18 protein-coding genes, 1 tRNA gene and 1 rRNA gene are annotated in these 19,373 nt (G+C 28.2%); 5 read left to right on the top strand and 15 right to left on the bottom strand.

Going from position 1 to position 19,373, the window contains the following annotated elements; genetic code table 11:
- Window positions 1-7: 7 nt before the first annotated feature.
- From H8923_RS03475 to H8923_RS03440, 8 genes are all read right to left on the bottom strand, one after another.
- Complete coding sequence (locus H8923_RS03475) at window positions 8-1,315, bottom strand: phenylacetate--CoA ligase family protein (protein WP_153923673.1); 1,308 nt, start codon at window positions 1,313-1,315, stop codon at window positions 8-10.
- 5 nt (window positions 1,316-1,320) lie between these two features.
- Window positions 1,321-2,307, bottom strand: a complete 987-nt coding sequence (locus H8923_RS03470) for a GNAT family N-acetyltransferase (protein ID WP_153923671.1) — start codon at window positions 2,305-2,307, stop codon at window positions 1,321-1,323.
- A gap of 2 nt (window positions 2,308-2,309) precedes the next feature.
- Window positions 2,310-2,765: a GNAT family N-acetyltransferase gene (locus H8923_RS03465; protein WP_153923669.1), complete on the bottom strand. Its 456-nt coding sequence runs from the start codon at window positions 2,763-2,765 to the stop codon at window positions 2,310-2,312.
- Between the two features lie 10 nt (window positions 2,766-2,775).
- Window positions 2,776-3,402 (bottom strand): sugar transferase, encoded by a 627-nt coding sequence (locus H8923_RS03460; protein ID WP_153923667.1) that lies wholly within the window; start codon window positions 3,400-3,402, stop codon window positions 2,776-2,778.
- A gap of 13 nt (window positions 3,403-3,415) precedes the next feature.
- Window positions 3,416-4,552: a DegT/DnrJ/EryC1/StrS family aminotransferase gene (locus H8923_RS03455; protein WP_153923665.1), complete on the bottom strand. Its 1,137-nt coding sequence runs from the start codon at window positions 4,550-4,552 to the stop codon at window positions 3,416-3,418.
- Between the two features lie 61 nt (window positions 4,553-4,613).
- Window positions 4,614-6,512 (bottom strand): polysaccharide biosynthesis protein, encoded by a 1,899-nt coding sequence (locus H8923_RS03450; RefSeq protein WP_153923663.1) that lies wholly within the window; start codon window positions 6,510-6,512, stop codon window positions 4,614-4,616.
- A gap of 31 nt (window positions 6,513-6,543) precedes the next feature.
- A complete protein-coding gene (locus tag H8923_RS03445) occupies window positions 6,544-7,257 on the bottom strand; it encodes a CpsD/CapB family tyrosine-protein kinase (protein WP_153923661.1) in 714 nt (237 codons plus the stop codon).
- A gap of 11 nt (window positions 7,258-7,268) precedes the next feature.
- On the bottom strand, window positions 7,269-7,946 hold the full coding sequence (locus tag H8923_RS03440) for a YveK family protein (protein ID WP_153923660.1): 678 nt from the start codon (window positions 7,944-7,946) through the stop codon (window positions 7,269-7,271).
- Between the two features lie 431 nt (window positions 7,947-8,377).
- On the opposite strand from H8923_RS03440, the gene srtB reads away from it, so the two are divergent.
- On the top strand, window positions 8,378-9,070 hold the full coding sequence (srtB, locus tag H8923_RS03435) for a class B sortase (protein ID WP_153923658.1): 693 nt from the start codon (window positions 8,378-8,380) through the stop codon (window positions 9,068-9,070).
- 200 nt (window positions 9,071-9,270) lie between these two features.
- Here the strand turns inward: srtB and H8923_RS03430 are convergent, their stop codons facing one another.
- Both H8923_RS03430 and H8923_RS03425 read right to left on the bottom strand, forming a co-directional pair.
- Window positions 9,271-10,206 carry an LCP family protein gene (locus tag H8923_RS03430; RefSeq protein ID WP_153923656.1) on the bottom strand — a complete coding sequence of 312 codons (936 nt, stop codon included), beginning with the start codon at window positions 10,204-10,206 and terminating at the stop codon, window positions 9,271-9,273.
- Window positions 10,207-10,279: 73 nt separating this feature from the next.
- Complete coding sequence (locus tag H8923_RS03425) at window positions 10,280-10,831, bottom strand: VanZ family protein (protein WP_243139863.1); 552 nt, start codon at window positions 10,829-10,831, stop codon at window positions 10,280-10,282.
- Between the two features lie 311 nt (window positions 10,832-11,142).
- Between H8923_RS03425 and H8923_RS03420 the strand changes: the two genes are divergently transcribed.
- Window positions 11,143-11,739 carry a hypothetical protein gene (locus H8923_RS03420; protein ID WP_153923655.1) on the top strand — a complete coding sequence of 199 codons (597 nt, stop codon included), beginning with the start codon at window positions 11,143-11,145 and terminating at the stop codon, window positions 11,737-11,739.
- Between the two features lie 313 nt (window positions 11,740-12,052).
- Here the strand turns inward: H8923_RS03420 and H8923_RS03415 are convergent, their stop codons facing one another.
- Window positions 12,053-13,591 (bottom strand): protein kinase domain-containing protein, encoded by a 1,539-nt coding sequence (locus H8923_RS03415; RefSeq protein ID WP_172976667.1) that lies wholly within the window; start codon window positions 13,589-13,591, stop codon window positions 12,053-12,055.
- A gap of 132 nt (window positions 13,592-13,723) precedes the next feature.
- The gene (locus H8923_RS03410; protein ID WP_153923651.1) at window positions 13,724-14,584 is read right to left on the bottom strand and encodes a YitT family protein; all 861 of its coding nucleotides are present in this window, start codon (window positions 14,582-14,584) and stop codon (window positions 13,724-13,726) included.
- A 301-nt stretch (window positions 14,585-14,885) separates the two neighbouring features.
- Between H8923_RS03410 and H8923_RS03405 the strand changes: the two genes are divergently transcribed.
- From H8923_RS03405 to H8923_RS03395, 3 genes are all read left to right on the top strand, one after another.
- Window positions 14,886-15,731 (top strand): DUF3100 domain-containing protein, encoded by an 846-nt coding sequence (locus tag H8923_RS03405; RefSeq protein ID WP_153923649.1) that lies wholly within the window; start codon window positions 14,886-14,888, stop codon window positions 15,729-15,731.
- 18 nt (window positions 15,732-15,749) lie between these two features.
- Entirely contained in the window at window positions 15,750-16,220 is a 471-nt protein-coding gene (locus tag H8923_RS03400; protein WP_153923647.1) for a hypothetical protein, read from the top strand.
- Window positions 16,221-16,308: 88 nt separating this feature from the next.
- Window positions 16,309-17,622 (top strand): M20 family metallopeptidase, encoded by a 1,314-nt coding sequence (locus tag H8923_RS03395; protein WP_153923645.1) that lies wholly within the window; start codon window positions 16,309-16,311, stop codon window positions 17,620-17,622.
- Window positions 17,623-17,709: 87 nt separating this feature from the next.
- Here the strand turns inward: H8923_RS03395 and H8923_RS03390 are convergent, their stop codons facing one another.
- The 3 genes from H8923_RS03390 to H8923_RS03380 form a co-directional block, all read right to left on the bottom strand.
- Entirely contained in the window at window positions 17,710-18,993 is a 1,284-nt protein-coding gene (locus tag H8923_RS03390) for a transcriptional regulator (RefSeq protein ID WP_153923643.1), read from the bottom strand.
- A gap of 110 nt (window positions 18,994-19,103) precedes the next feature.
- Window positions 19,104-19,178 (bottom strand) — tRNA-Thr (locus H8923_RS03385).
- A 76-nt stretch (window positions 19,179-19,254) separates the two neighbouring features.
- A 23S ribosomal RNA gene (locus H8923_RS03380) occupies window positions 19,255-19,373 on the bottom strand; the annotation flags it as partial.

Genomic DNA, 19,373 nt, shown 5'->3' with positions numbered 1-19,373 from the left:
TAATAGCCTATGAAATATATATTTCACATAAATTCTCTATATATTTACGTTTTCCTGATTCTAGTACAGGAATTTCATCTACACGTTCTATTTCAATTTTTACATCCATGCCTAATATATTCCTGAATTTATCTGATATATCTTCGAAATTATCAAACTCTCTTCTAGAGTTTATAAGTATTTTGTATAACTTTTTATCTTCTTGTATAAATTTAAACTGATTTATCCCTTCAATCCCCCACATATTGTTAGTTATTACATGTGGAGAAATAGGTTCTCCTTTAGAATTATATATAATATCTACCCTTCTACCATATAGCTCTTTTAAAACAATATGATCTTTTCCTCTATCATTTATTTTCTCTAATATACCTGTATCTCCTGTATCATATCTAATAACAGGAAATGCATAGTTATATAAATCTGTAATAACTATTCGCCCTAACTCTCCATAATCTGCAGGTTCATCACTATCTAACTTTAATATTTCTATATGGTAACTTGATGAATCAATGTAGTATATATTGTTATTATTATATTGTTGACCCATTATTCCATTTTCCATATTTACATATCTAGATACTACAGGACAATTAAATCGTTCTCTTAAATTTGCTTGGGTGTCATGATATAACATTTCTGCACACGATATAATTGATTCAACATTATTATTTATTTTAATTCCTTTTTTTGTCATATATTCACTAATAGTGTTTAACGCTGATGCATAAGCCAATATACTCTTAACATTATTTTTTGATATATCATCTAATATCTTTTCTAGTCTTTTATCATTCATATCAGATATATCTACCATTACTAAGTTTTGTTTATATGCATCTAATGGAGTTTTTCTTACCTTTTCTGTCCAAATTCTAAATGCAGCCTGTTTCATACCAATTTTATACCCTACCATTTCACCAAAGAATATAACTGCTGCATGGCATCTTTTTATTTTACTTTCATCTTGAATTATAGTAAATGGAGTTCCTGTTGAACCACTAGTACTCATATTTCTGTTCGTGTTAGAATTTTTATACTTTTCTGATATAAATTTGTTATATTCCATTTTATAATTCATTTTATTTACAACTGGAAATTTATCTATTGTATATACACCTTTATATTTAGAATAAAAATTTGTTGTTTCACTAGCATGTTCTAATAATTTTTTAACCTTTTTTTCTATATCTTTTTGATTTACTCCTTCTAAATAATTTTTTTCTATATCCTTATAATGATTATATATTTTCTTTCCTTTTAGATAATCTTTTATCCAAAATCCATATCTTCTTATTGATTCATCAATTTTCATTTATTCTACCTTACCTTTCTATATGCTGGAAAATATACATCATCTATATCAGATTTGTTCAGTTTACAAAGTTCATTATAAATATCCATATTCCATATTTTCTTACCTATATAAAAATCAAACTCTGTATTTTGAGAAAACTTTTTCTTAAATTTATAAAGAGAATCTTCTATACTATTAGTAGTTCCTCCACCATAGTGTATATAATCTATTCCATTTTCTATAGCCCATAACGCTGTTGCATATTTCGTTATGTATGCTGGTGACATCTCTAAATATTCATTTAATGTTCCTGATAAGTGTGCTTGTAATATATTTCCACAAACAAAATATAGTCCTGATGCTATAACTTTATCATCATATATTACTTCAATAATAATTAAATTTTCCCTAAAATATGTTAAGCATTTTTCAAAGTATTCATCATCAAAATAATAGTATTCACTAGCTTCATTTCTATCCATAGTTGAATAATATATTTCTTTAAAATCTCTTATATTCTCTGGTTTTTCTATTACTCTATATGTTATTCCCTTTTTTAAAACTTGCCTTATAGTTTTCCTAGAACTTTTAGAAAATTCTACTTGTATTGGATCTGTGTAATCTTTTAAGTTTGTTCCTAGTGTTTTTCTTATATTTTTAACCTCATATACATCCTTAAAATCATTAACGTTTCCAATAATTGGATGAAATCTTATAAATTCACTAACAATATTATTTTTTTCACAGTATTCTTTAAATGATTCTATATATTTCTCTACTAAATCATTTATTTTTTCTTTATCTTTTATTTCTGTTATTAATGGACCTCCATAACCATAAGGTGTAACTATATCAAAATACGTAGTATTATTGATTTTATTAGGAATTTTTCTTTTTATAAACTGATTTTTGATTTTACCTAATCCACATGTAAATTCAAATACTTCCGATTTACCATTTTCTATAGATTCATAAAGTTTTCCATAATCATCATTAAAATATATATCCATCGCTAATCCAACCTTTTTAACATAGTGTATCTTTCTATAAAAAATTCTTTATTATGATAAAACTCAACTGACTTACTATTGTCTTTAGTAACTAAAAGCTCTATAAGATTTATATTTACTTCATTTGCATACTCTTCAATCTTCTTTATAAGCATAGATCCTATACCATTATTTCTTTGTTTTTCTTCTACAACAAAATGAACAACATGCAACATTTTTTCATCAATCATATTTTTTTCAAAACACCATATAAACCCTAATAATATACCCTCTTCTATTAATCCAAATATAATAGCTTTATTGTCTTTAATATATTCTTTTGCTACATTCATTCTTTGCTCTAAATACTCATATGGAATATTCTTTTTAAAGCTTAATTTTAATGATTGATTTAACAAATCTATCATATCATCTCTATACTTATCTATCTCTTGTACTCCAAATCTAAATATATCCATACTATCTCCTTTATGTATTAGACTCTTGTAATTCTCTATGTTTATCAAAATCTAGTAAATTAACTTCTCCTCTAGTAACAACATCTGACCCTAAAATAACTTTCTTTACTGTTTTAATAGAAATTTTTATATCTTGAATTAATGATATATTCTCAACATAAAATACATCCAGTCTAAACCTATCTTCCCAATTTAAAGTATTACGCCCATTTATTTGTGCTAATCCACTAATTCCTGGTCGTACATTATGTCTCTTAATTTCTTCTTCATTATAGTAATCAAGGTATCTTACTGGTAAAGGCCTCGGTCCAATAAAACTCATTTCACCTTTTAGTATATTTATCATTTGCGGCAACTCATCTATACTTAACTTCCTTAAAATTCTACCAACCTTTAACATCCTCTCTTCATCACTTAACTTCTTGCCTCTTTTTTCAACTTCAACTCTCATTGTTCTAAACTTGCACACTTTAAATATTTTATTCTTATATCCAATTCTATCTTGTTTAAATAGTATTGGCCCCCTTGGGTCATCAAATTTTATAGCAACCGATGCAATAATCATAATAGGAGTTGATAGTATAATTAAACATATAGCAATCATAATATCGATTATTCTCTTAATAATTTTATACATATACTACCTCCTACTATTTAAATATTTTCTTAATTGTATTTATTATTCTCTTTAAATCATTATTTGTCATTTTCGTATCTGACGGTAAACATATTCCCCTTTTAAATAAGTCTTCACTTACGCTTCCTGATTCTTTATTAGTAAAAAATTTATATTCTTCAAAAAATGGTTGTAAGTGCATTGGCTTCCAAATAGGTCTAGATTCTATATTTTCTTTTTCCAAGCATATATTTATATCTATTGCGCTTATATTTGAATTCTCTTTTATCGTCATGCAACTTAACCAATAATTTGGTTCATTATAACTACATATCGGCATCATTTCTATATCATCTATATCTTGAAATGAATTTTTGTAAGTTTCATATATATACTTCTTTTTAGATATTCTTTCATCTAATACAGTTAATTGTCCTCTACCTATTCCAGCTACTATATTACTCATTCTATAATTAAAGCCTAATTCTTTATGTTCATAATATTTCTCATTTTCTCTTGATTGAGTTGCCCAGAATAAAGCTTTTTCTGTATATTTAGTATTATTGGAAACCATCATCCCTCCGCCTGACGTAGTTATTATTTTATTTCCATTGAATGAATATATTCCTATTTCTCCAATAGTCCCAGTTTGAATCCCTTTATATATTGTTCCTAATGATTCAGCTGCATCTTCTATTATTGGAGTATTGTATCTATCACATATATTTTTTATTTTCTCCATATCAGCGCTTTGACCGTATAAATGAACTACTATAACAGCTTTTGGAAGTTGATTATTTAGTTTTGCATCTTCAAATGCCTTTTCTAAAGCTATTGGACACATATTCCAACTCTCATACTCACTATCTATAAATACCGGTATTGCACCTTGGTATATTATAGGATTAACAGTTGCTGCAAAGGTTAATGTAGATGCAAATACAAAATCTCCTTGACCTACACCTAAATTCTTTAATGCTAAATGAATTGCACTCGTACCACTAACCAAAGCACATGCTGATTTAGCTTTTGTGTATTCACATATTTCTTTTTCGAAACTATTAACGTTGTGTCCTAAAGGTGCAACCCAATTACTTTCAAAGGCTTCTTTTACATACTCTTCCTCTTTGCCACACATATGTGGCGATGCTAAAAATATTCTTTTATTCATTCTATTACTTATCCCTCTCTCTTAAGTTAATTAATGCAATCCTAGTCTACATAAAAATAAATCAAATGATTTTCTTAACATTTGCATCCTCGGGTCTTATATATGTAGTAACAAGTTCCCTCATAATATTATCAATAAATTCTACTTCTTCCTTCTCTACTACCTTCTTAAGAACATCAAGATGCCTATAAGTCTTATGAACATCAAACTTTATAGGATTTCCTATAAATATCTTCTTATTTTCCGTACTTGTAAGACCTTCTTCGCTCATAAGAAGTTCCTCATACAACTTCTCACCAGGTCTAAGTCCGCTAAATTCAATTTTTATATCAATACCTGGCTCTAGACCACTTAACTTTATAAGATTTTTAGCTAAGTCAACTATTTTTACTGGGTCTCCCATATCAAGTACAAATATCTCTCCACCCTTAGCCATAGCACCAGCTTGAATTACAAGACCAACAGCTTCAGGTATAGTCATAAAGTATCTAATAATATCTGGGTGAGTAACCGTAATAGGTCCGCCTTCTTCTATTTGCTTCTTGAATAGAGGAATAACACTACCATTACTTCCAAGTACATTACCAAACCTAACTGCTACATACTCAGTATTACTATTTTCATTCATAGTCTGAATAATCATTTCAGCAGCTCTTTTCGTAGCTCCCATAATATTAGTTGGGTTAACTGCTTTATCAGTAGATATAAGTACAAATCTCTTAACTCCGTAAGTATCTGATAATTTTGCAACATTCATAGTTCCAAATATATTATTCTTTATTGCTTCACTTGGACTAGCTTCCATAAGAGGAACATGCTTATGAGCTGCTGCATGGAATACTACCTCTGGTCTATAAGTACTAAATATTTCATCCATACGTACTTCTTCTCTAATAGAAGCAATTATAGTCTTAAGATTTAGTTTATTTCCATATTTTCTAACTAACTCTTGTTGTATTGAATAAGCATTATTTTCATAGTTGTCTACTATTATAAGTTCACGAGGATTAAATCCAGCTATTTGTCTACAAAGCTCAGATCCTATAGATCCTCCTCCACCTGTAACCATAACAACTTTATTTTCTAAGTAATCGCTAATCTCTTCTAAGTTAGTCTTTATAGGCTCCCTACCTAATAAGTCTTCTATTTCTACGTCTCTAATATTTTTTATATCAACCTTACCATCTATAATTTCAAATATTCCTGGTACAGTCTTAAGTTTGCATTTATTATTGCAAAGTTCTATAATTTCTCTTTTTCTTTTCTTACTTACCTTAGCCATTGCTAGTATTATTTCATCTATGTTTTGTTCTTCTACTATATTTTCTATATCTTCAGTGGTTCCAAGTATCTTAATTCCGTGTATTCTTCTGCCTAATTTATTAATATCATCATCTATAATTCCAACTACACGTTTATTAATCTGAGGATTATTCTTAATTTCTCTAATAACCATTTCACCAGCTTGTCCAGCCCCAACTATAAGAACTCTTGAAATTTCATCTTTTGATTGACTTAACCTTGTAAATCTTCTTCCTGTTCTATAAGTAACTCTCACTCCGCCTGCAAATGCTACTATAAAAATAGTATTTACAATGTAAAATAGTAAAGAATAATTAATCCCTACAGCCTTATGCGAAATAATTACTGGTATCATAGAGAATACTGTTGCTACACATATTGATAATAATTCTTCAGTTCCAGCATATCTCCATAAGCTACTGTAACATTTAAATATCCCAAACATTGTAACCGTACATATTATGTATAAAGATACAGGAAGTGTAACATTACTAAGACCTAATGTTCCTTCTATACCTGTTAAGTTAGAAGCTAATAAAAATCCAATTAAAATAATACATACATCTAAAGCTAATAGTACAATCTGCCTAACTCTGTAGGTATCTAGTATTTTTGATAATACACTACTTTCGTTAGGCTCTGTAAGTTTCATCTCCATAAATAACACTACCCCCAAAATTACCTTTTATCTATTTTCTTCTAAATAAACCTCGTTTTTGTTTCTTCTTTTCACTTGTACTACCATAGTAGTAGTTATAATATCCATAGCTCTTACTATCTGCTTCAAATTTATTAAGTATAGCTCCAAGGATATTAGCATTTACTCCCTCTAGTCTTTCTTTAGCAATTTTAGTAGCTTCTATATCAGCTTCATTAGCAGCAATTAAAAGTATTGTTCCATCAGCATATTGAGCTAATATACTAGCATCTGCAACTATTCCAACTGGTGGAGAATCTATAAATATATAATCATAGTACTCTTTTATTACTTCCATAAAGTTTCTCATCTTCTTAGATTGAAGTATCTCTGATGGATTTGGTGGTATCTTACCAGCTTTTAGTATATCTAGATTTTTTACTTTTGTTTTTTCTATACATTTTTCTATATCTTTTTGACCTGTAAGTACATCTGTAAGTCCAGATATATTACTTACACCAAACATTTTGTGTACACTTGGATTTCTAAGGTCGCAGTCTATTATTAGTACCTTTTTATTTTCAAGGTTTGCAAAAGTCGATGCCAAGTTAGATATTGATGTACTTTTTCCTTCATTTTGTTGAGCACTTGTCATTAATATTGTTTTTATGTTTTTGTCTATATTAGAAAACTCTATATTTGTTCTTAATATTCTGTATGCCTCTGATATATGAGACTTAGGATTGTTATAAGTATGTAATTGCATATTTTCACCCCCTATGCTATGTCTTCTTTAGGTATTACACCTAGTATTGGAAGATCTAAGTGTTTTGTTATGTCTTCTGGTTTCTTCATCTTTGTATCCATATATTCTAATACAAACACTAAGAATAAACCTATCATTACCCCTAGTACTGTCGCTATTGCCACGTTCATTACCTTATTAGGCTTTATTGGATTTTGTGGAAGTACTGCTTTATCTACTACTTCAGCTCCATTTGCCTTAGTTATTCTTTTTACTTCTTTTGTAAATACTTTTGGTATAGCATTTGCAATATTCATAGCTTTTGTAGGATTAGTGTCTTGTACCTTTATGTTTATTATTTGTGTATCTCCTACTGGACTTACGCTTACCATTGATGCTAATTGGCTATATGTCATATCTAATTTTAATTCGTCTATAACCTCATCAAGTACAGTTCTAGATTTTATTATTTCTCCATATGTAGTTGCTAGCTTTTGTGAAACAGTGTACTCGTCATTAGTCATATTTTGATCTTGAACAGCTTCACTTCTATTTACTATTAATGTAGTGTTAGTTTCATATACAGGACTCAACATGAAAAAGCTTACAGCTGCACTTACTAGCATTGCTATTAATGTTATGATTACTATAATTTTTGATCTTTTCTTGATAATGCTAAAATACTCTCTTAAATCAATAGTTTCTTCCATTGTCTCTCCTCCATCTTCCGAATTTTATGTAATATTATTTGTTTATAGTTCGTATATTTTTTACACATAATAATAAGCTCATAACCCTATTTGGTGTTTTAACTAGTCTCTTTCATTTAAGGTCAATAAGCTTTTTTATATAAATATCTATAATGATTATTAATATTCCTTGTAAAACAATTCCATCTATAACTACTCAAATAAATACATAAAACTTCATTTAACTGTTTTTTATGATAGCATCTTTTGTTTTTTTTGAAATAGATTCGACATTCTTAGTCATTTTTCATGTTGAATTTTTTATTTTAATCCATTTTTCGACAAATTATATTTTATTTTCTAATTATCTATTTGTCGTATTATAGGATATAAGAAAAAAATCATATAAAATCCATCTTACTTAAGCTAAAATATAATAGGGGGTGATTTAATTGAAAAAAATAATTAAAATTTTAATAAATATGATACTAATATCCATACTAATATTCTCTGGTTATAAAATTTACACAAAACTAGCAGAATATAAAAAAGCAGATACTGTATATAACGATATAAGAGAAAAATCTCAGAATAAAGATAAGACAGCTGAGCTTACTGCAATAAACCCAGATTATAGATTTTGGTTAAAAGTAGACAACACAAACATAGACTATCCAGTAGTCCAAAGCAAAGACAATGACTACTACTTAACACACGACTTTAACAAAGAATATCTAGCATCAGGTAGTATATTCATGGATTATAGAAATGATTTTGAAGAAGACAAAAGTACAATAGTATACGGACATCACATGAGAAACAAGACAATGTTTGGAGAACTAGCTAATTATAAAGATGAGAATTTCTTTAACGAAAATAATTTAATAAACGTTGAATACAAAGGAAAAAACTACACTTACCAAGTATTCTCAGTATACGTAGCAGACTTAACAGAAGACTATCTAAAAGTAGACTTTGAAAATGACGAAGACTACCAAAGCTACATAAACTACATTACAAACAGATCAATGCATAAATCAGACTTACAAGTTGGCAAAGAAGATAAAATAATAACACTATACACATGTAGCTACGAATTTAAAGATGCCAGAACAATAGTCCACGCAAAGCTAATCTCTGAATAATTACTCTTCCAATACTCCCTTCCCCATAGTAACTAAAAATATTTGTATAAATACATACTTAAATTAGCCTGTGGGGCAAAAAGATAAATAAAAAAAATTCTAGGACATTTGCAGCATTTTTTCCGCTGCATGCCCTAGAATTATTTTATTTATCCCTGCCCCCGATACCTAAATCACCCATTTATACATATATATTTGACTTATTCTACCTTTATGCTTTCGTATATGAAATTATTTAGTAAATCTAAATTATCTTCTTCATCCCATATTACTACCCATCCAGCTTCTTTTAATTTTACTTCTTCTTTATAAACTGGAAACTCTAGTGTCTTCATATTATCTGTACCTATTCTTAGTGTCTTATACCCAAGAACTATTATTTCTGTTGGACTTAAATTTGTTTTTACTCCTAATAATATTTCATTTAATGAACTTATATAAGTACTTAAACCTTTAGTTTTTAGCTTTTCCAATGCTGATTTTACAACCATTCTTTGTCTTGTATTTCTTGCATCTGTACTATCTTGATATCTAATCCTACTAAAAGCTAGTGCTTGATATCCATTTAAATTATATTTACCTGCACTATCTATAAGTTCCATTTTTCCTTTATCTTCTTTTGTATCTATCTTATAACATACTTTTATAAGTTGATTTAAAACATTAACATCATTATCTGTAACTTCAACCTCTACTCCTCCAAGTAAGTCTATTATGTTTATAAAAGAAGAAAAGTTAACTGTAGCATATTTAGATATTTTAATTCCAAAGTTTTTTTCTATTGTGTCTAATAATAACTCTGGTCCGCTATATGCATATGCATGTGTAAGTTTTTCTTTTCCGTGACCTTTTATATATACATAGGTATCTCTACACAAAGAAGTAAGTTTTATATTTTTATTATTTTGATCTATGGTCATTATAATCATAGCATCTGATCGATTACCTTTTTCTAGGTTTTCTCCATCAACACCCACTAATAAAATATTTTTTATTCCTGGTGCTTCTTTAGGTACTTCTTTTGTATCTAAGTTTTCTGTGTATCCAACTCTAGAAAATAAAACTCCTAAAAATACAGCTATAGTTAATCCTAGTAAGCTTTTTCTTAAAACAGTGTTTTTAATTATTCTATTCATGCTATCACCATTATCCTGTATTAATATTCATTAGTCCTTTATTTTAAGTTTTCCCAGAGTTGAATAAGTATACTTATATTTTTCTAAAATAATTAATACTTATTAATATAAGTCCAATTATTCCTCCACATGTATCTACCATTACATCTCTAAATTCTCCACTACGACCAGGTACGAATAATTGATGGAATTCATCACTACATGCATATAAAAATACTATCAATAAAGCTATTGCCATATTTCTAAAAATTATTTTTGAACTTAAATTTTGCTCTCTTATACTTTTTATAGATATAAACATAAATGTCAATATTGCAAGTACAAAGTATAAAAACATATGAGCTGATTTTCTTATTACAAATTCACCTATTGATGATGTTAGTATAGGTTTTGCTATTGCTCCTATTATTGGCATATTAATAATAGTATTTATAACACTACCTGATTGAGATGATGATACTGCTGATGGTTGATGTGACATATAAAATATAAATCCCATCCATCCTACTATAAGTACTAAAAGTATTATAAGCATCGTCTTTTTATCTAATTTGTTTCTTTTACTGTTATTTTCTTTATTTATATTATCTATATATCTGTCTTTTCCATTTGAAAAATCGTTCATTTTTCTACTCCTTTTTATTAAACCTTATTACTTTAGTTTAGCATTGTTTACTTTATTCACTATATTCACTATATTCATGCCTTCTTATTTTTTACTAAGTTTTTTATATAGAATTATTTATGCTTAAACTTTCTTATTTGTTATACCCACTTGTTATTGTATTCTTTTTTCTCTTATTATAAACAACTATATTATAATTATATATATCTATAAATTTTACCACTTTTCATAGTGTTATAGGTATTTATTTTTATTAAGATGTATATAATCAAACTAACCCAAATATATAAATTTACTAGAAAGGAATTAATATGTTTAAGTTTATAAAGAGAATATTTATATTTTTTATAACTACTGCTATAGTTTTAGTTGGTGGGATTATGTATATAAATTATCGCAATCAAGAGAACTTACTAAAAGATCTTACTACTGTATCTAATAAAGAAAATTCATCTGATATAAAAGATAATTCTACTACATCCTCAGATGATACCCTAGAAAATATAAAAAATCTTGCAAAAGATTATACAATAGAAACAGACTCTACAAATATTTCTCAGGCAATATCAGATATTTTGTCAGATGAAAATAAATATGATATAGCTATAAAATATGATAATTCAGGTGCTTTAGTTTCTTTAGATACTGTATCTAGAAAAGTTTCTATGATAACTTTAGATACCATAGATAATTTTAAATCTTTGGCTAGTAAGACTGATAAATATATAGATTTTGATAGCAATAAAAATTATAATATAGAAGATTTAAATACTCTTAAGGATAAATTCTTAAGTTCAGGTATGGTAGAGAAGTATGAAATAGTTAAAGATATTTTGAAAAATAGTGATACTAATATAAAAGAAAGCGACCTTATTAGTATGTATTTCAATTATATGGCAAGTAAATAATATATCCTAAAGTTAAAATAGGGATTGTATCAAAGTAAATTTCCATTGATACAATCCCTTATAATTTTTTCGTAACTATTTCTATTTTGAGCTTTTCAATTCTTGTTCTTGTGCTTGAGCTGCTTTCTTTTTAGCAACAATCTCTTTTTGCATTTTCTTATTTAATTTTCTTTTCTCTCTTTTTTGTTTTTTGGTAGCCATAATGTAACCTCCTAATATTTTTAAATTTTGGATAATTATATTAAGACAATTTTTATTGTGTAATTAAATCTTAGTAACTTCTGTACTTAAAGTCAAGAATTTAGTTTCTTCATTACTCTGCATTATTCGGAGTTTGACTCGGTGTATTATTTGTTATATTATCTGGTACTTGTTCTGGCTTTTGCTCTGGGTTTTGTGGTGTATCGTCTGGTGTTTCTTCTGGTTTTTTTTCTGGTGTATCATCTGGTGTCTCTTCTGGCTTGTCTTCTGTTTTTTCTAGTGTATCATCTGGTGTCTCTTCTGGTGTTTCATTTGGAGTCTGTTCTGGTTTTGTCTGTGGTTTTTGAGGTGTTGTATTTACTGCATCATCAGTATTATGATTAGGCTTTAATGTTGTTGTATTATCTATATCTGTATAAGTATTTTGTTTCTTTGTGTTCTTATATTCATAATTTTCTTTATCTGTATTTGGTTCATTTTCAGGTATGCTGTCAATTTGTTCTTCTTGATTTTCTTTTATATAACTTTTATCATTGTCTTTTATTGTACTATTTTTATTTAATGTATCTACATTAGATGAATCATTATTATTTTTTAATTTATCAATAATATCTGGACCTTTAAGAATTAATCCTCCAGATACAAGTGCTACTGCTGCACATGCTGACATCAGCTTAATGTATTTATATTTTTTATCTTTATAATCTTGTTCAGTTTCTTTACTTTGCTCATTCTCTTTTTTTATTTTTAATTCATTTTCTAATTTTATTTCATTTTTTAATTTAAAATCTTCATCATCGTTATTTTTACTTATTTTTATATTTTCTTTATTTACCAAATACTCATTTTCTCTATTATTTCTAAATACGCTTATATTATAATCTAAACATGACCTTATATCTAATAAAAGTACATCCAAATTTTCATATCTTTCAGCAGGATCTATATATAAACAATTCTCTAGTATGGAGACTACATTATCACTACATTTGTCTTTACCTATATAAAACTCTTTAGTCATACTTTTATATAACTCTTCTTTTCCATTTTCCCAGACAAATGGTAGTTCTTTGTTTATTATCTCATATAGTATTATCCCTATTGAATATATATCTGATGTTTTATTTATAGGTTTATCACTTGCTTGTTCTGGTGATATATATTTTATATTTTGATTATATTTATCTATATAACCTGTAGGGTCTAGTTTTAAAGTACCTTCTTCATTTACAAATATTTTATCAGTGCTTAAATTTTTATAGACTATATTCAGTCTATGTAATTCATTTAATCCATCTATTAATTGTTCTATAATCTTTAGTGATTCATTTTCATTAAGATTCTTATTTTCTATTAAGCTTTCTAAACACTTATCTTTAATGTACTCCATTTCTACAATATAATAAATAATATCATCATAGATTCCATTGTCTACATCATGTATTTTAATTAAATTGTTATTTTTATTTAAGCCTGAGAATTCAACTATTTTTTTTAATTCTTCAAATTGACTTTCTTGATAGTCAGTTTTTTTATAAAGCTTAAGTACTACTTTTTTATCTGTTTCTGTATTAGTTGCTACGTATATTAGTTTTGATTTATCATTAGAAATAAGTTCTAATGATTGATATTTGTTTGTAAAATTAACCATATCTTTATCATCCCTCATGAAAAAATTAAAGGTATGAATTCAAATTATCCTTCATACCTCTTTGAGCTAAACTATAATAAATTTTATGCTTTATTAACTTTAGCTATTCAATTTTTTTAGCATACTAATATATTAGACATTTATAGGTGTAAATCCTTCTCCTAATACTTCATGAACATCACTTACTATTATAAATGCCTTTGGATCAACTCTCTTTATAAGCTTTTTAAGATGAACTTCTTGCTTTTTACGAACTACAACTAATAAAATTCTCTTATCTTGGCTAGTGTAACCACCCTTTGCATCTATTATTGTAAGACCCCTTTTTACATCATTAACTATAGCATCTCTTAATACTTCTTCTTCTTCAGTTATAATCATAAATGCCTTTGAATAATCAAATCCAGAAACAATTGCATCTATCATTTTCACTATAATATAAAGTGCTATTGCAGAATACAGTCCAGTTTCTAAATTCCCATTTGCAATACCTGCTGATATTACTACCATACCATCAATAAATGTTAAACACTTTGATAATGGTATACTTGGAAAAACTCTATTTACCATAAGAGCTATAAGGTCAGTACCTCCTGTAGATCCATCTACACTAAATACAATACCTATACCTGATCCTAGTAAAATAGCTCCTGATATAGCTGATAATAAAGTATCTTGTGTTGCAGATATATTAGCTAATGGAGATGTAACCTCTAAAAGAAAAGATAAAGTAAGCATCCCTATTAAAGTTTTTGCAGCATCTTTTTTCCCTAATATTTTTACTGAGCATATTATAAGTGGTATCCCCATCATAAGCATTATTGTTGAAACAGAAAGTCCTGTTAATTTGCTTATAACTACTGATAAACCACTAAGTCCTCCCGGTGCTATGGTATGTGGACCTAAAAACATATTAAGTCCTATACTCATAGATAAACACCCTATTATTAATCCTAAAGCTTCAATTATTATTCCTCTTGATTTTTTTGTCATAATTCCTCAACCTCCATTATTCCTATTATAACAATAATTGAGTGCATTTTCCAAGTTATGTATCATTACTAGAAATAATTCCAATTTTCTAAACTCTTACCCAATTTTATTATTTTAAAACATTTTTTTACATTTTATATTGACAAAAAATTATCCATATCTTATTCTTTATTTACGGACACATTTTGGACATGTCACAAACTTTTTATTTATGTCAATTTTTAAATTGACCAATTTTTATTTTTTCGTTTTTGAAAACGATTGCCGTAAGTCAAAAATATTTATATTATTAGGAGGAATTATGGAAGATAACAAAAATCTTATCAAAGTAATGTTAGCTGCTTTTGCTATAGTTATCGTTACTGAATTAGTTGGGGAGTACACAGTCAACATAGGTCCTGTGGCTTTAGTTTTATTCCCAATGCTATATGCAGTTATAATAGGTATTGTAATAACACCTGATTTATTAGGTAAAAAAATCAAAGTTTTAAGAGATATTATAAATGAAAAAGAGATAAATATAGCTGGTGATATAGTTGGTATAGCACTAGTTTTATTAGGTATAAAATATGGATCTACAGTTGGTCCAAATCTTGCAAAAATAATACAAGCTGGTCCTGCTTTCTTAGCTCAAGAGTTTGGACATATATTATCACCAGTAGTAGCTTTACCTTTAGCTTTATTCTTAGGATTTAAAAGAGAAGCTATTGGTGCTTGTACTAGTATAAGCCGTGAAACTGCTCTTGGTGTTATATCTGAAAAATATGGTATAAACTCTCCAGAAGGTAGTGGTGTTCTTGGTACTTATTTAATGGGTACAGTTATAGGAACTATTTACTTCTCTGTATTAGGTTCAGTTTCAATATATACAGGACTTCATCCATATGCACTAGGTATGGCAACTGGTGTTGGTAGTGGTAGTATGATGACAGCTGCTTCTGCTGCACTTACAAAAGTTCCTAAAATAGCAGCAGATCCTGCTATGATTGATACTATACTTTCTTATGGTGCTACTAGTAACATGATGTCTAGTTTAACAGGATTAATATTCTTAGTATTTATAACTTTACCATTCAGTAATAAGTTATATGCTATATTAGAACCAAAGATAGGTAAAAAAAATAAATCTAAAAATAAGGTTGCTTAATAGAGGGGTGTATAAATAATGTTTGGAAAAATAGATTTAAAAAGAAGTTCTTACCAACTAGTAGTTATGTTAATGGTTGGTGCTATGATTCTTGTTGGTCAATTTATAAGTAGTGGAATTGCTATAACTACAGCTCTTCCAGGTATGTTAATAATGATAGCAGCTGCTATGCTTGCTATGATGCTAAAAGATTTATTTCCAAAATCAATCTTCCCTGCATTTGGATTTGCAACAATAATAGGTTTATTTTTAAGTATACCTGGTAATGCAGTATCAGATGTTTTTAATACTCAAGTAGCAAATATAAACTTTATGGCAATAACTACTCCACTACTAGCATTTGCTGGTATATCAGTAGGTAATAAAATAGAAGATTTAAAGAAAATGTCTTGGAAGATAGTTGTTATATCTTTAGTAGTTTTCACAACTATATTCTTCGCTTGTGCATCTATAGCTCATATAGTATTAAAGATGCAAGGGGTTATATAAGATTATAAGAAAAGTTTCATGTGTAAATTAAAATTAGCTTATATGCTTTATTTTTAATAATTTAATTAAATTTATGGGAGGAATACTTATGAACAAGCAACAATTAAAAGATTTAATAATAAAATCAATAGATGAAAATAGAGATAAAATAATAGAAATTGGTCGTGGAATATATCACACTCCAGAGTACGGATACAAAGAATACAAAACTACTGAAGCTGTTGCAAACTTTATGCAAGAAGAGTTAGGATTAGAAGTTGAAAAAAATATAGCTGTTACTGGGTGTAAAGCTGTTGCAAATGAAAATAAAAAAGGTCCTCATATATCTATCTTAGGTGAATTAGATGGTATATCTTGTAAAGAACATAAAGATGCAAATGAAATAGGTGCTTCTCATACTTGTGGACATAATATTCAAATAGCTGGTATGTTAGGTGCTGCTCTTGGATTAGTTAAAAGTGGTGTTTTAGATTCTTTAGATGGAAAAATATCTTTCATGGCTACTCCTGCTGAAGAATTCATTGAATTAGAATACAGAGAGCAACTTAAGAAAAAAGGTGAAATAACTTACTTTGGTGGTAAGCAAGAACTTGTCAAGAGAGGTTACTTTGACGATGTAGATATGTCTATGATGTTCCATTCATCAGATTGTGGTGATAGCAAAGCTTTAGTTGGACCAGAAAGTAATGGATTCATAGGAAAGAAAGTTCAATTTATAGGTAAAGAATCTCATGCTGGTTCTGCTCCTCATGAAGGTATAAATGCTTTAAATGCTGCAATGCTTGCAATAAATAATGTAAATGCTTTAAGAGAAACATTCAAAGAATCTGAAAGAGTTAGATTCCATCCTATCTTAACTAAGGCTGGAGATATAGTTAATGTGGTTCCTGCTGATGTACAAATGGAATCATATGTTAGAGCTAGAACTATAAACGGAATGATAGATGCTAGTGAAAGAATAAATAGAGCTTTAATAGCTGGTGGAACTGCAGTTGGTGCTGAAGTTAAGATAACTGAAATACCAGGATATTTACCAATACTTCGTTACAGAAGTATGGATAACTTATTCAGCAATAACCTTGTTGAATTAGGAATACCAAGTAATGAGATAATCGATGGTGGAGACTTTACAGGTTCATTCGACTTCGGTGATATATCTCACCTAATGCCTACTTTACATCCTATGGTTGGTGGTGTTAAAGGAGCTCTTCATACAAGAGATTTCGAAATAGTAGATGAAGAATTAGCTTACATAGTTCCTGCTAAATCAATGGCTATGACAGTAGTAGACTTATTATTCGATGGTGCTAAGGGAGCTAATGAAATCTTAGCTGACTTTAAACCAGTTATGACTAAAGAAGAATATTTAGATTTCTTAAATAAATACGATAAAACTATATAATCTTAGTTTGTAAAAACAAATAAAAAAGGTTTAGATATCATTTTGGATATCTAAACCTTTTTCTATAAATTAAATTCACTTTTAATGCTAAAAAGTAACTTCTATAAGATTCTTAGGTCTTCCGCCACCTACGCTACTTTCTTTAGCATACACTCTTCCAAATCCAGAATCAACTATTTTATTAAGTATCCTTCTTGCACTTCTATCACTTATATCTAAATAATCTGCTAGTTCCTTTGTATCATATACGGAATTATTTCGGCTTTCACTTATTGCCATAATTTTAGCTACAGACTCACAACTTAATCCCGTTTTTTCAGATATCTCCATTAAACGCTCATCAGATGCTATTAATGAATAACTTAACTCACTATCTGTTCCTAAAGGACCTTTTATAATTTCATCATCAACTAAATATATATCGAAATCTTTTGAATCTATACAACGTTTTAAAGCTTTGTATCCATTAGTCTCTGCTTGATATGCTGTAGTTCCAATACCTATACCTACCCCTAATGAGAATCCATTTAATTTTACTTCTTTTTGCAATTTAAATAATTTATTATAGTTTTCTTCATTATCTATAGCACCTTTATGAGAGAATACTATATACTCATCTCTACCAAAATTAAATATAGACCCTTGAATACTTCTTACATACTCCACTATGATCTTATCTACTTTTGATTTATTAATCATATTAGAATAATAACTTTCTTTGCTTCCTTTATAATCTATTAAACTTAATATCTCTACTGATATTTGTGAATATTGAGCTTTATTTAATGCTTCTTTAGCTTTAACTTCTTCATAACATGTTTTTATAAGTGGTCTAGTTGCTTCTAGTCTAAAAACTGGATACCCCATATTCTTTAATACATTGTATACATTACCAAAACCAGTAAGTATAACATCAATTTCACCTTTTTCAAATAAGTTCATATGCCATTTTGCATACTCCATCTCATCTATGCTATTGCTAAATGGTAGTGAAAATACTTTTTTAGGATTTACATCAATTTCATTAACTATATCTTCTAATATTTCATTCTCTACAACATCTATACTAAATTTATCTAGATTCATATTAGCTTTTTTTACCTTCCAAAAAGCTTTCATAATACTAGTACCGCCTCTAGATACAAATCCATTTGCTTTTTTTACTTCGTATTTTGATTTTACCGCTGCTGCTACACCACATCCTGTGAAAATAATTGCATCGCATTCTTCTTCACAATTAGCTATTACTTCTATACATTCCGCTGCTTTTTCTCTTATGTATAATTTTATTTCTAATTCTTTATCTATTTCCCTTAAGTATTCTTCTATTTTTTTACTCGAATCAGAAGGCCCTATAACTCCAAGTATCATATTATTCCTCCAATCACCGGTTACTCTTTTTCTATTTTAACATAAATTATTATTTGCTTTATATTTATTTTATAAATAAAAAAAGACTAAGAATTACTTAGTCTTTTGATTGGAGCTGGTGATAGGAATCGAACCTACAACCTGCTGATTACAAGTCAGCTGCTCTACCGTTGAGCCACACCAGCAAAGTGTTTATACATTTTTATGTATTTTTTATTAGTACTTTAAAAACTGAATAACATTTAATGGAATCATTTAAAATTGGTCAAGTCCTCGACCTATTAGTATCGGTAAGCTACATACATTACTGCACTTCCACCTCCGACCTATCAACCAGGTAGTCTTCCTGGGGTCTTACCCTTACGGTGGGAAATCTTATC

It is taken from the genome of Romboutsia faecis (genome assembly GCF_014323405.1).
In the GTDB taxonomy this organism is placed as follows: domain Bacteria; phylum Bacillota; class Clostridia; order Peptostreptococcales; family Peptostreptococcaceae; genus Romboutsia_E; species Romboutsia_E faecis.
This window is presented reverse-complemented; position numbering and strand designations above follow the sequence as displayed.

Bases quoted from the DNA above. Each gene is read 5' to 3' on its own strand.
- H8923_RS03475 (WP_153923673.1), bottom strand. From the start codon at position 1,315: ATGAAAATTGATGAATCAATAAGAAGATATGGATTTTGGATAAAAGAT.
- H8923_RS03470 (WP_153923671.1), bottom strand. From the start codon at position 2,307: ATGGATATATATTTTAATGATGATTATGGAAAACTTTATGAATCTATA.
- H8923_RS03465 (WP_153923669.1), bottom strand. From the start codon at position 2,765: ATGGATATATTTAGATTTGGAGTACAAGAGATAGATAAGTATAGAGAT.
- H8923_RS03460 (WP_153923667.1), bottom strand. From the start codon at position 3,402: ATGTATAAAATTATTAAGAGAATAATCGATATTATGATTGCTATATGT.
- H8923_RS03455 (WP_153923665.1), bottom strand. From the start codon at position 4,552: ATGAATAAAAGAATATTTTTAGCATCGCCACATATGTGTGGCAAAGAG.
- H8923_RS03450 (WP_153923663.1), bottom strand. From the start codon at position 6,512: ATGGAGATGAAACTTACAGAGCCTAACGAAAGTAGTGTATTATCAAAA.
- H8923_RS03445 (WP_153923661.1), bottom strand. From the start codon at position 7,257: ATGCAATTACATACTTATAACAATCCTAAGTCTCATATATCAGAGGCA.
- H8923_RS03440 (WP_153923660.1), bottom strand. From the start codon at position 7,946: ATGGAAGAAACTATTGATTTAAGAGAGTATTTTAGCATTATCAAGAAA.
- H8923_RS03430 (WP_153923656.1), bottom strand. From the start codon at position 10,206: ATGAATAGAATAATTAAAAACACTGTTTTAAGAAAAAGCTTACTAGGA.
- H8923_RS03425 (WP_243139863.1), bottom strand. From the start codon at position 10,831: ATGAACGATTTTTCAAATGGAAAAGACAGATATATAGATAATATAAAT.
- H8923_RS03420 (WP_153923655.1), top strand. From the start codon at position 11,143: ATGTTTAAGTTTATAAAGAGAATATTTATATTTTTTATAACTACTGCT.
- H8923_RS03415 (WP_172976667.1), bottom strand. From the start codon at position 13,591: ATGGTTAATTTTACAAACAAATATCAATCATTAGAACTTATTTCTAAT.
- H8923_RS03410 (WP_153923651.1), bottom strand. From the start codon at position 14,584: ATGACAAAAAAATCAAGAGGAATAATAATTGAAGCTTTAGGATTAATA.
- H8923_RS03405 (WP_153923649.1), top strand. From the start codon at position 14,886: ATGGAAGATAACAAAAATCTTATCAAAGTAATGTTAGCTGCTTTTGCT.
- H8923_RS03400 (WP_153923647.1), top strand. From the start codon at position 15,750: ATGTTTGGAAAAATAGATTTAAAAAGAAGTTCTTACCAACTAGTAGTT.
- H8923_RS03395 (WP_153923645.1), top strand. From the start codon at position 16,309: ATGAACAAGCAACAATTAAAAGATTTAATAATAAAATCAATAGATGAA.
- H8923_RS03390 (WP_153923643.1), bottom strand. From the start codon at position 18,993: ATGATACTTGGAGTTATAGGGCCTTCTGATTCGAGTAAAAAAATAGAA.